Annotated in this window: 10 protein-coding genes; 6 read left to right on the top strand and 4 right to left on the bottom strand. The window is 40.4% G+C overall.

Annotation, left to right across the window (positions count from 1 at the left end; all coding sequences use genetic code 11):
- Window positions 1-215: 215 nt before the first annotated feature.
- The 3 genes from H6G74_RS03565 to H6G74_RS03555 all read right to left on the bottom strand — a co-directional run bounded on the left by H6G74_RS03565 (window position 216) and on the right by H6G74_RS03555 (window position 4,824).
- The gene (locus H6G74_RS03565) at window positions 216-632 is read right to left on the bottom strand and encodes a hypothetical protein (RefSeq protein ID WP_190966425.1); all 417 of its coding nucleotides are present in this window, start codon (window positions 630-632) and stop codon (window positions 216-218) included.
- Between the two features lie 60 nt (window positions 633-692).
- Window positions 693-1,805 (bottom strand): DNA replication/repair protein RecF, encoded by a 1,113-nt coding sequence (recF, locus tag H6G74_RS03560; protein WP_190966338.1) that lies wholly within the window; start codon window positions 1,803-1,805, stop codon window positions 693-695.
- A gap of 157 nt (window positions 1,806-1,962) precedes the next feature.
- Complete coding sequence (locus H6G74_RS03555; RefSeq protein ID WP_190966337.1) at window positions 1,963-4,824, bottom strand: cation-translocating P-type ATPase; 2,862 nt, start codon at window positions 4,822-4,824, stop codon at window positions 1,963-1,965.
- A gap of 19 nt (window positions 4,825-4,843) precedes the next feature.
- Here H6G74_RS03555 and H6G74_RS03550 point away from each other — a divergent pair, with 19 nt between their 5' ends.
- The 3 genes from H6G74_RS03550 (at window position 4,844) to H6G74_RS03540 (ending at window position 8,765) form a co-directional block, all read left to right on the top strand.
- Window positions 4,844-5,050: a hypothetical protein gene (locus tag H6G74_RS03550; protein ID WP_190966336.1), complete on the top strand. Its 207-nt coding sequence runs from the start codon at window positions 4,844-4,846 to the stop codon at window positions 5,048-5,050.
- Between the two features lie 194 nt (window positions 5,051-5,244).
- Window positions 5,245-6,876 carry a transglutaminase domain-containing protein gene (locus H6G74_RS03545; protein ID WP_190966335.1) on the top strand — a complete coding sequence of 544 codons (1,632 nt, stop codon included), beginning with the start codon at window positions 5,245-5,247 and terminating at the stop codon, window positions 6,874-6,876.
- 509 nt (window positions 6,877-7,385) lie between these two features.
- Window positions 7,386-8,765: a hypothetical protein gene (locus tag H6G74_RS03540; protein ID WP_313888449.1), complete on the top strand. Its 1,380-nt coding sequence runs from the start codon at window positions 7,386-7,388 to the stop codon at window positions 8,763-8,765.
- Window positions 8,766-8,941: 176 nt separating this feature from the next.
- Here the strand turns inward: H6G74_RS03540 and H6G74_RS03535 are convergent, their stop codons facing one another.
- Window positions 8,942-9,781, bottom strand: a complete 840-nt coding sequence (locus tag H6G74_RS03535; protein WP_190966334.1) for a PD-(D/E)XK nuclease family protein — start codon at window positions 9,779-9,781, stop codon at window positions 8,942-8,944.
- A gap of 147 nt (window positions 9,782-9,928) precedes the next feature.
- On the opposite strand from H6G74_RS03535, the gene H6G74_RS03530 reads away from it, so the two are divergent.
- The 3 genes from H6G74_RS03530 to H6G74_RS03520 all read left to right on the top strand — a co-directional run bounded on the left by H6G74_RS03530 (window position 9,929) and on the right by H6G74_RS03520 (window position 12,021).
- Complete coding sequence (locus H6G74_RS03530) at window positions 9,929-11,356, top strand: phosphoglucomutase/phosphomannomutase family protein (RefSeq protein WP_190966333.1); 1,428 nt, start codon at window positions 9,929-9,931, stop codon at window positions 11,354-11,356.
- 75 nt (window positions 11,357-11,431) lie between these two features.
- A complete protein-coding gene (locus H6G74_RS03525) occupies window positions 11,432-11,704 on the top strand; it encodes a LapA family protein (RefSeq protein ID WP_190966332.1) in 273 nt (90 codons plus the stop codon).
- A gap of 158 nt (window positions 11,705-11,862) precedes the next feature.
- Window positions 11,863-12,021 (top strand): YqaE/Pmp3 family membrane protein, encoded by a 159-nt coding sequence (locus H6G74_RS03520; protein ID WP_083468648.1) that lies wholly within the window; start codon window positions 11,863-11,865, stop codon window positions 12,019-12,021.
- Window positions 12,022-12,039: the final 18 nt, after the last annotated feature.

The following is a 12,039-nucleotide window of genomic DNA, read 5'->3' as shown; positions in this document are numbered from 1 at the left end:
ACTATAAAAATCCGATTTGATTTATGAAAAAATTTCAGTGTAGGGTGTGTTAAGGCTAAAATGTTGCATTAAAAAACTTATTTCATCCGCGTTTATCCGCGTTCATCTGCGGTTAATTTTTCCAATCTAATGCACTACTTTAGTCTAGACAGTCCACTACTTAATGTAGAGACGTTGTATACAAAGTCTCTACCACAAATGATCAATTTTATTTATTATTGATTAAATAATGCCAATGCTTGAGCAAAAATCTCTTCTTCGGCTCTAGTTTCTAAAATTAATTTAGCTAAATATATAAATTCCCAATCTGTGTGATTGTCATTTTCAATAGTTTTACTAGCGGCGTAAAAACTCACATCATCAGCGCATAATTCATTGGTATTACCCGTTTGCAGTTCTGGTTTGCGGATATCCCAAGAAACTGTTTTACCCCGCAAGGTAAATTGGAACCAGATGATTTTGTCATACTCTAATTCAAAAAAAACATCAAAATAAGGTTCTTCACCTTGAAACCAAATTTTTTTATAACCCTCTTGCCGTCTTTGTTTGATGAATCTTTGCTCAATTGCTCTTAATGATGCACCTAAATAGGCAATTTCTTGAGGGTCTAATTTATAATTAGTTTGCTGCATAATTGAAATGTCTGGTTCATTGGTCATTGGTCATTTGTCATGTTGAGCATTGACTATTGACTAATTAATTGATATTTCTCCAGCCTTGACAAACAGAATTTGAGAAGAATTTAGCCACTGAGCATCAAAAGAACTTAAGTGAGTTGTTGTGATCAAAGTTTGAAAACGGTCTTGAATCGCATCAAGCAATTGATTTTGACGGTATGGATCTAATTCCGCTAAAACATCATCAAGCAACAACAATGGTGGCTCTTTTACTACTTCTTCAATTAACTGTAATTCTGCTAGTTTTAAGGCTAAGACTAAGGTGCGTTGCTGACCCTGAGAACCATATTGCCGAGCAGGCGTTTGATTAATAGTCAATTCTACTTCGTCACGATGAGGGCCGACAAGGGTAGTACCTCGGTAGAGTTCGGCGATAGCGCGTTGTTGAATTTTGTTGAAGAAAGCTTGCTGGACTTGTTCTGGTTGGTGCTGCACCAAAGGAATGTTTGGTGAATATTTAATTTCTAAGATTTCGGTACTGCCGCTAATACTAGCGTGCCAAGCCGCAGCAATGGGAGCTAATCTTTGAATCGCCCGATCGCGTCTTCTAATAACTCTTGTACCTGTGGTTGCTAACTGTGCATCCCAGAGGGCAAGTTGTGAGTTGGGGAGTGGGGAGTCTTGGTGTTTTTTTAGAAAGGCATTGCGTTGGCGTAATACTTGGTTATATTGTTGCAAAATATGAGCATAAACTGGTTCGAGTTGAATTAATAAAGTATCCAACCAGTTACGGCGGACTTCCGGACTACCTCGAACTAATTCTAAATCTAAACTGGAAAATTGTACGGCGTTGAGGACACCTAAAAAATCCATTTGTCGCCGCACAATCTCGCCATTAATTGCTACGCTGCGGCGACCATTACGGCGGAGAGTTAAAGTTAAATCACTAATCCCTGTATCTCGTTCTAAGTTAGCGTTGATTTGGGCAAATTCTGTGCCATCTTGAATTAAATCACGATCGCGTGCCATTCGGTGCGATCGCAATGTTGCTAATAACTCTACCGCCTCTAACAAATTCGACTTACCCTGAGCGTTGTTACCCACTAAAATTGTTTTAGCAGCGTTAAACTCAACTTTTTGGTCTTGGTAATTGCGAAATTGTCTGAGGTGTAAAGTTTTCAGGTACATAATTCAAGTAAAAAGGCAAAAAGTAAAAGGCAAAAGTAAATATAGCAGGAGGCAGCAGTTTTATTATTCCTGACATTCAAGCTTTTAAAATGTCCTAACCTATATGACTACCGCTATAGTTTTTCCTTTTTACTTTTACCTTTTAACTTTTAACTTGTTAAACAGTTTTCTTACCCATGAAACGGAAGAAGATTTTTTCGGCTTCAATCCAGACAAACATTAAGGCACTGAAACCAATACAAATTGCTAACTCCGTAGGGGGTAGCCAGTGAGTACCGAAGAAATCGCGCAAAGGTGGTACGTAAATTAGCATTAGTTGCAATATCGTTGTCACCACAACCGCACCCAACACATAAGGATTAGAGAAAGGATTCACCTCAATAGTTAGCTGGTTGTTGGAACGAATGGCGATCGCATGACCCATCTGGGCAATACACAATGAAGTAAATACCATTGTCTTCCAACGTTCTGGGTCAAGTCCCTCGCCGGTTGCGGTTTGCACATGGAAGTATGACCATTCCATGAGGATAATTGTAATAATCGCAAACACAATCCCAATACGGATCATGTAAGAACCCAAGCCTCTAGCAAAAATGCTTTCGCGGGGACTGAAGGGCGGACGCTGCATCACATCCGGTTCTGGTGGTTCAACTGCCAAGGCTAAAGCTGGTAAACCATCTGTCACCAAGTTCATCCACAGAATCTGCAAGGGTGTGAGGGGAACACCGCCTAAACCTAAAATTGGTGCAGCGGCAATTGTCAGAACTTCACCGATGTTACTGCCCAAAATATATTTAATAAAGCGGCGAATGTTGGTGTAAACCACTCGACCTTCTTTGGTAGCTGCCACAATGGTGGCAAAGTTGTCATCCAGCAGCACCATGTCGCTGGCTTCTTTACTCACATCAGTACCCGTAATGCCCATTGCGATGCCGATGTCTGCTTGTTTTAAGGCTGGGGCATCATTTACACCATCGCCAGTCATGGCGACAAATCGACCCCGGCGTTGTAATGCTTGGACAATCCGCAGTTTGTGTTCTGGGGCAACTCTGGCATAAATGCTGACTAAATCAACTTGTTGTTCTAGTTCTTGGTCATTCATCCGTTGCAATTCTTGACCAGTCAGTACACGGTCGCCTTCTTGGGCAATGCCTAAATCAATGGCGATCGCACGGGCTGTTAATTGATGGTCGCCTGTAATCATGACTGGGCGAATACCAGCTTGGCGACATTCTGCCACAGCAGCCCTAACTTCTGGTCTGGGTGCATCCAGCATTCCGACTAATCCCAGCCACACCAAGTTTGTCTCTGATTCCTCATCTGTGCCTTCTGGGGGAACTTCGGTGAGGGGTTTATAGGAAAAACCTAATACCCGCAAACCTTGACTAGCCATTTGGTCATTAGCTGCCAAAATTTTGCTGCGTTGTTCTTCTGTTAAAGGTGCGGAGTGTGTACCCAAACGAATTTCGGTGCAACGCGCCAAAATTAACTCTGGTGAACCTTTGGTAAACATCAAGTAAGGTTCAGAATTAACAAAACCAGAAATTGCCGGATCTACACTGGTCAAGGATGGTTCCCCAGTCGCTACTTCCTCTACCTGGTTAATCACACTCATCCGTTTGCGTTCAGAAGAGAAGGGAAATTCACTGACACGGGGTAACTTACTATTCCATTGGTCTTTTTCAATCCCAGCTTTACCCGCTAATGTCACTAATGCGCCTTCAGTGGGGTCGCCTAAAATTGCCCATTCACCTTTTTCTTTTTGTAATACTGAGTCATTACAAACAGCGCAGGCCACTAATAAAGCTGAAATTTCGGGATAATCTTCAACTGGAACTTTTTGATTATCTAATTGAAAATCACCTACAGGTGCGTAACCTTCGCCTGTGACCCTAAAAGTATTGTTATTGGTGAATACTGATTGCACCACCATTTTGTTTTGGGTGAGTGTACCGGTTTTATCCGAACAAATGGTGGTGACAGAACCCAATGTTTCTACGGCTGGCAGTTTGCGAATCAAGGCATTGCGGCGTACCATGCGCTGGGTTCCTAATGCCAAGGTCACGGTAATTACGGCGGGTAAACCTTCAGGCACTACTGCCACCGCCATACTCAAGGAAACTTCTAACAGGTCTTGTAAATTGCTAAAACCTCTGGCCTGAATGATACCGCCAATGACAACGATCGCTACTAAAATCAAGGAACCAGAAACTAGAACATTGCCCAGTTGCGTCATCCTCTGCTGCAAAGGTGTGGGTTCACTTTCCACCGACTGCAACATGGTGGCAATTTTACCAAGTTCGGTTTTCATTCCGGTGTTTGTTACCAGAACTTTCCCGCGTCCTTGGACAACTTCGGTGCCTTGAAAAACTAAGTTGATGCGATCACCCAAAGATGTATCTTCAGGTAGTTGAAGAGTGGCCTGTTTGTTGACAGCTTCTGCTTCACCCGTGAGTGCTGATTCTCGCACTTGTAAATTAGACTGTTCAATTAAGCGTCCATCAGCAGCTATCTGCACTCCTGCTTCCAGCAGCATGATATCTCCTGGGACAATCTCTTTGGCCGCCACATCTAATAGTTTTTTGTCACGAATGACTCGCACTAGAGGCGAAGACATCTGTTTAAGTGCAGCTAAAGCTTGTTCGGCACGACTTTCTTGGACATAACCCAAAATGCCATTCAAAATTACAATGGCCATAATTGCCACTGTATCTTTAAACGGCACTTCCCCTGGTTTGAGTTGACCAGCTTGCCAAGCTGTAAAATCCAAAACCCCAGAGATAAAAGCCACAGCAATCAGCATCAACAACATAATGTTCTTGAACTGATCTAGCAGTATTTCCCAAGCACTACGACCACCATGTTCTTCTAACTCATTGGGGCCGTATTTTTGCAACCGTTGTTCAACTTCTTGGGGTGTTAAGCCACTGTCTGCCTTACTGTCCAGCAGGTCTAGAGCTTTATCAACTTCTAAAGAATGCCAAATCGAGGTACTTTCAGGCAGAGAATTAGCAGACATTGTTTAGGTTACAGAAAAGGTGACAAAATTCGATCATAATCTTAGTGATGGCGATAAAACCATCCACCAAAGTCATATTAAAGTTCTTGTTCACACCAATTTGAAAAATGATCACCATAGATGGATTGACATCAAGGCAGATTTAGACAGTAATTTCCATCCACAATCTCAAATTCCCAATGGTATAGCTTGTACAAGTTTAAATGTCTTTCTCGACATTTGCTAACTTGATTTGAGTGATAATTCTATGTAATTTTATGTATTTTTTAGTATTTATCAGAACATTTTAGAAAAACTATTCCCCTAAGAAATGTGTGGTTATGTCTGGAGGTTATGGCAAAATTAATGCTCGGCGTGCTAAACCGTGGAATATATATGCTTAATATAAATTTTGCACTCCCTAGTTAGACTGCTAGCCAGATGTTTGGGCAAAGGACAATTCGACCGCTTACGGCTGCCTCCCTATGTGGCATTGCTTTTATTAAAGATACACTCATTGCGATTGACAGTACAAAAGGGCATCTACTAGAGATTGATCCTGAGTCTGACAACAGCAAAATTATCAATCCGCACCAAGTTAAGGAATTTAATGATGTCACTGGTTTAGCAGTTTGGGAAGATACCCTCTGGGTAACTCGTGGCAATAGCATTTATTTATCAAAGCTGGGTTCTTGGGGGTTAGAACATTTTGCCACATTGCCTTATACGGCTAATGGTGTGGCTGTGTGGGAATCAACGGTGTATGTTAGCTGTCAAAAGCTGGGTTACATTGTGATTTTTGACCGCAGTACGCGCAAAGAAATTACTAAGTTTTATGCGCCTGGGGTTGGTATAGAAAATTTGACAGTCACCCAAGAAACGTTGTGGATTTGCGATCGCACTGAACAAACAGTTTACTCGATGGATCGAGCCACAGGGGAAGTTAATTTTAGTGTACTAACACCTTTTGATTCACCCACAGGCATAGCAGTACACCGAGATGATGAAAGTAAGGAAACTTTGTATGTCGCCTATGCTTCCGAGGAACCTTATATTCGTGATAATCCCAATGCTGACCCGAATCATGAATTAACTTACCGCGATCGGACTTTCATTCACCCACTTTATTACTACTACAACCCAGATAAGCGTTACGCCCTATCAAATGGCTATCTGATTGAAATGTCCTACGCTGAGGAAATTGCACCTTTAGAAGAAGTGTATCTCCCGGACGTAGAATGGCGCATCGCCTTACCCTCCGAAACCGAACGCCAAACAGTTAAACACGTTGAACCAATTGGTATCCCTTTTACCGAAGAAATCATTGATGGGCAACGGGTAGCAGTATTTAAATTTGATGCCCTCACCCCCGGCGAACGCCATGTATTTGGCTGGAAGGCTTTGTTAGAAGTGCGAGGAATCAAGTATCGCATTACGCCTAAAGATACCGAAGATTTACCAGAACTTTCTCCAGAACTCCAAAATCGTTACCTCGTAGACAACGATGATTTGGCAATGGATACTTCTATAGTTCGCAATGCCGCCCATGATGCCATCGGTTCCGAAACCAACTTGCTACGGAAAATGTATAGTATCCGTAACTACGTATATGATGAATTATCTTACGGCATTAAACCCTACATTGACACCCCAGATATAGTTTTAGAACGGGGGGTTGGTTCTTGCGGTGAGTACGTCGGCGTTTTACTGGCTTTGTGCCGTTTAAATGGCATCCCTTGCCGCACAGTTGGCAGATATAAATGCCCTCCCTATGGTGAACACCAAAAAGTACCATTACAACCCGATTTTAATCACGTCTGGTTAGAATTTTATATCCCCAACTTTGGCTGGTTGCCAATGGAATCTAACCCCGATGATGTCGGATATGGAGGCCCTTACCCCACCCGCTTTTTTATGGGCTTGTGCTGGTATCACATCGAAATTGGCAAAGGTATCTCTTTTGAAACCTTAAGCAGTCAAGGTACTAGATTGACAAAAGAAGATATTCCCATTGGTGATTTAGCCATTAATCATATTCGCTTTACAATTCTTCAAGAATTACCACCTTTTTGATCTGGAATTACACATAAAGGGTGAAAAGGTGAAAGAGTGCAGGGGGTAGAGGAGAAATGACAATAATTTCTACCTTGTCCTCCTTGTCTCCCTTGTCTCTCATAGCCCCACACCCATTCCTAACAGTCCAATTCATCAATTCTTAAATAAACCAATATTTCCCAGTAACAGTAAGGATATGGTTCTGTAATCAAACCACATAGCAGAAACCGTATACACCCTCAAGACAGCTGTTAATAATTAGGATAGTCTTCCTGTATATATGTAGTTCAGCCGCCAGTTGTCGGAAGGCGGAAGTCGTAAAGCAATCATAAGATTGGTATTTACTTTCCTGAAGTTCCCTAAAGATATTGGTAAATATAAAAACTAGTACAGTTCGGCGTAAATAAATTTTCTTTTTCCTTTTGATTTTTTACTTTTGCCTTGTTGTACTAGCCTTTTTAAGTTTTTTCAAACAAAATTTTTATTCAATACAATTTATCAACCCAATTTAAAATGGTAATAATCCAGTGAATGATTGGATAAATCGCAAGTCTCAAAAAATTCCTAAACAGCAGATTGCTGGTAGTAATCTTGTCGCCACCAGTAATCAATCTTATGTACCTTCATATTTGACACAAAATTCTCAGTCAAATGCTGAAGAAAAACAAATATATCAACATTTATTTCATTTGGTACAAGTTAAATCGCCAAATGAAATGCTAGAACGTTGTCGTGCTTTATTTGTTGAGGGTGCAGATTATCCTGAACCAGAAATATTATTAATATTAGATAAAATTACAGCATCTAAAACTGCTGTACATGAATTTAAATTTTTTATTAATCGTTGCTGTCATATTTTAATTAATCGTTGGCATATGCAGCCGCAACTGCACTATGCGATTCCTGAATTAATCAAATTATTTGCTACTGCACCTAGGAGGTCGAGAACTACTAGTTTTCGTTATCGCAACATTAGGAAGTTGCGGGAATTAATGCAGATGTTTCTTGTCAGCGAACAGTATTTAACTTTACGGCGATTTGTGCAGGTAATGACAAGAACAACTGAGGAAAATATTCATGATGAATCTCAAGCTTTAATAACTTTAATTTGGCGCTATTCATATTTATATGAACATTGTTTGATTAGTGATGATTCTACCTTTGAACATCAGTGGCGCGTTAAGCAAATCCAAGCACAGGCGCAAAAGCAATTTGAAGTTGATTTATCCAAATATGTCACTTATCAAGTGCGTCGTAATCAGATACTCAAAAAAGCCTCAGTAGAAGAGGCAGAGAGAATTTTACGTCCTGTAAATAATCCTACATTATTGAGCGATCGCGATTTGCATACAGCACTTCAACATTGGATTAGTAAGGTTGAAGGTAACTATACATACCAAGAGTTAGCCCAAAAATTTCTCCAGTCTAATCAAAAGGTAAATTCTGTAAATGATTTTAAAGATAATTTGTATGAATATCTCATATCTTCAATTACTGGCGGTTCAGGAAAACGCCAATGGCAGCAAAAGTTACATACACAATTAAAAAATACATTGCCACAAGCTAATTCTCAAAAACCTGATGAGTTCTTAATTATGAGAATTTGTAGTCAGCTATTGAATTTTTTAATTGTTGAAAGTCATTTATCAATCCAGCATTTTAATTTTATTGACTTGATTACTAATCAAGGTACATTAATTACCACGGAATTATTATTGAAAATAGTCTTGATTTGTCCTAAAGTCAAACCTTATTTAGAAAAGCGATTAACAATTTTATTTCAGCACTATGAATCTGCAAATACTAGCGATATTAAGTGGCTCGTCAAGATTTTAGAACAAGTTAATATTGCTATGATTATTTATTTTGGCAATATTGATATATCTTATTTTAAAGAGATTGGTTGATCTCGGCAAGGTAGATAAGGGAGACAAGGAAGAGAGATGTTTGTTAAGTATTTAGGATTTCTATGTTCTCTAACTCCTAGTACAATACGGCGTAAATAAACAAACTATAAGAAATTGCTAAAAGGCTTGTGGTATCTTTATTATTTCTTTTTCCTTTTGCCTTTTTCCTTTTGCCTTTAAATCGGCACTACTGCATCAGAATAAGCACTGACGGCGGCAAATTCACAAATTGAATTGAAGGGACAAAATCGGCAGTGTTGTCCAGGATTTGGGGGGAATATTTTACTGAAGTTACTGTTTTTTTCGTGATATTTATGTAAATCGGCTTGATGTTTATGAGCAATTATCGCTAACTCAGATTTTAAATTCTCAAATTCATGATTTGTGATTTTAATTAAATCAGATTTTTTCCCCATTTCTAAATTATAAAATGATGCGACTGCTTGTCTACCAGGATAAAGATAACGCACCGCTAGTAAATAAACTAATGCTTGTCTTTGGTCAAAAGCGGATTTACCTGTTTTGAAATCTAAAATATGTAAAGTGCGATCGCCATCAATAAAAATGCAGTCCATAGCCGCATATAAGCGAAAACAATTATCGCCTTGTTCAATCAAAATTGGCTTAGGAAAACCTTCGTCACCTGAAGTTAATTGCAGAATATTTTTACCTCTCAATAGAGGCGCATTTTGATACTTTTTCAAAATTTGTAGAACGCGCTGCTGCACTTGCGAGCTAGTATTGTTGAGTTTTAACAACTGTGCAACTTTTTCTACACCGTCTGCTTTATTTAACAAATGTCGATTATGATGAAACTCATAAACGCCTTTTTGGGCGAGTATACCAATCCGCTGCGGTGCCGTAGCCTTTGTTAACAGTGCTTTAACTTGGGGTTCATGTTGACGTGCTTTAATAAACCCACGTCGCATTTGACAATGCCAGCGTTCTTGTCCTATTGCTGGGGCAATTAAAGACCAAAGGTGATAACTGACAAAAGGTCGGTCGGGGGTTGACATCGCTAACAAGCAGTGAGAAAAAATACAATGGGCAGAAATTTGAGCATAATTGACTGCTCATAACTTCTTTTGATACTTGCGGCTAGGCACGCTTTGCGGGAAGCTTCGTAATAGACTACTGAAGATGGACGGGAGAAATTGGCAACAATGAGCGTTACTAGCAATTCCAGCAAAATCAAGTTTGGTACTGATGGTTGGCGAGGGATTATTGCTGATGATTTTACTTTCCCCAATGTGCGGAAAGTCACCAGAGCGATCGCAAGTTACCTCGAAACAGCCTACACAAAAGATAGACCAGTTCTCATTGCTTACGATACGCGGTTTTTAGCTGATCAGTTTGCCCGCACAGCCGCCCAAGTCCTAGCAGATTTGGGTTGGACAGTGAAAATTACTGATCGAGATTGCCCCACACCAGTAATTGCTTATAACGCCCGTCACTTAAATTCGGCGGGGGCGTTGATGTTTACAGCAAGCCATAACCCTGCACCATATTGTGGAATTAAATATATCCCCGATTATGCCGGGCCTGCCACTCCAGAAATCACTGATACTATTGTGGCAAATATTGAAAGTGCTGCGGATGATCTGCCTAGTAACAACCCTAGCGGGTCAATTTCTATTTTTGACCCCAAACCCGATTATTTGCAATTTATCTACACATTGTTGGATGTAGAACGCATCAAAAGCGCCCATTTAAAAGTTAAATATGATGCGCTTTATTCGACATCTCGCGGTTATTTAGATGAAGTTTTGCAACAAAGTGGCGTGGAATTAGAAAGTTTTCACACTTGGCGGGATGTATTATTTGGCGGTGGAATGCCAGAACCCAAAGGTGAACAACTAGAAGAGTTAGTAGAGGCTGTACGCCGCGATCAAGCTGATTTAGGTTTGGCAACCGATGGTGATAGCGATCGCTTTGGTATCGTAGACGAACAAGGTAATGTTCTCACCCCCAACACTGTGCTGTTGGTGTTAGCAAGACATTTAATTAAAAATAAAGGCAAAAGTGGCGCAATTGTCCGTACTGTCGCCACAACTCACCTATTAGATAACTTGGCGGCTAAATATGGTTTGCCAATTTATGAAACCCCAGTAGGTTTCAAATACATCGGTGAAAAAATGCGGGAAACCACCGTTTTAATTGGGGGTGAAGAATCAGGCGGTTTAAGTGTAATTGGGCATATTCCCGAAAAAGATGGTGTTTTGGCAGATATGCTAGTTGCCGAAGCGATCGCCTACGAAGGTAAACCCCTGAGTCAACTTGTTAAAGAAGCGATCGCCGAAGCTGACGGCCCCTTGTATAACAATCGCCTAGACTTACACCTCACCGAAGCCCACAAAACCGCCGTTATCGACTCCTACACCAAAAATCCCCCCTCAGAAGTTGCAGGGATTAAAGTCAAAGAAGTCGGGCGAAAAGATGGGATTAAACTTTACCTAGAAGAAGGTAGCTGGATCTTACTGCGTCCCTCTGGTACAGAACCACTGGTACGTGTTTACCTCGAAACCAACACCCCAGAAAAACTCTCTCACATCGCCCAAGAAATGGAGAGTGTGATTGCTAAATTAGGATAAGAGTTTCAACCACAGATGAACACAGATGAACATTTATCAAAATCTGTGTTCATTTGTTTTAATTGGTAATTTTTTATGAAGACAATTGCTAATTTGTTAATATCTGTTGTTGTGGCTGTTTGGATAGTAGCGATCGCAATTATCTCCGTTCAAAATGCCACACCAGTATCGTTAAAGTTTTTAAGTTTTCAATCAATTCAAATACCAGTTGGTTTAGTTCTGGCTTTTAGTGCTGCGATCGGTGTAATTGGCGTAGCTGTGCTGCAACCTTTGTGGGGATTGGCTGGTTCCGGTGATAGTCGCTTAGAAGAGGATGCTGAATTTTTCGTTGATGATGAGGATTTTTGAGGGATAAATTAACCGCCGATGCACGCAGATAAAATGGAATCAGAATATGATTTTAGCCAAGGTAACCGCAGAAACAGCAACGTAAGTAGCATCAGATAGACAATATTCTGGCAATGCTATCTTTGAAGAGTATAAATATAGTCTGACAAGAGGCTGAAATGGATTTAATTAGGATTTTAGCAGCGATTTTTCTACCGCCTTTGGGAGTATTTTTACAAGTAGGTTTGGGGAAAGATTTTTGGATTAATATCCTTTTAACATTTCTGGGGTACATTCCGGGGATTGTACATGCTGTGTGGGTAATCGCCAGGAAATAATAGCGATCGCTTGATGAT

The organism is Nostoc spongiaeforme FACHB-130 (assembly GCF_014698475.1).
Taxonomy (GTDB): domain Bacteria; phylum Cyanobacteriota; class Cyanobacteriia; order Cyanobacteriales; family Nostocaceae; genus Nostoc_B; species Nostoc_B spongiaeforme.
This window is presented reverse-complemented; position numbering and strand designations above follow the sequence as displayed.

Coding starts and splice junctions, on each gene's coding strand:
- H6G74_RS03565 (WP_190966425.1), bottom strand. CDS start 632: ATGCAGCAAACTAATTATAAATTAGACCCTCAAGAAATTGCCTATTTA.
- H6G74_RS03555 (WP_190966337.1), bottom strand. CDS start 4,824: ATGTCTGCTAATTCTCTGCCTGAAAGTACCTCGATTTGGCATTCTTTA.
- H6G74_RS03520 (WP_083468648.1), top strand. CDS start 11,863: ATGGATTTAATTAGGATTTTAGCAGCGATTTTTCTACCGCCTTTGGGA.
- H6G74_RS03530 (WP_190966333.1), top strand. CDS start 9,929: ATGAGCGTTACTAGCAATTCCAGCAAAATCAAGTTTGGTACTGATGGT.
- H6G74_RS03525 (WP_190966332.1), top strand. CDS start 11,432: ATGAAGACAATTGCTAATTTGTTAATATCTGTTGTTGTGGCTGTTTGG.
- recF (WP_190966338.1), bottom strand. CDS start 1,805: ATGTACCTGAAAACTTTACACCTCAGACAATTTCGCAATTACCAAGAC.
- H6G74_RS03545 (WP_190966335.1), top strand. CDS start 5,245: ATGTTTGGGCAAAGGACAATTCGACCGCTTACGGCTGCCTCCCTATGT.
- H6G74_RS03535 (WP_190966334.1), bottom strand. CDS start 9,781: ATGTCAACCCCCGACCGACCTTTTGTCAGTTATCACCTTTGGTCTTTA.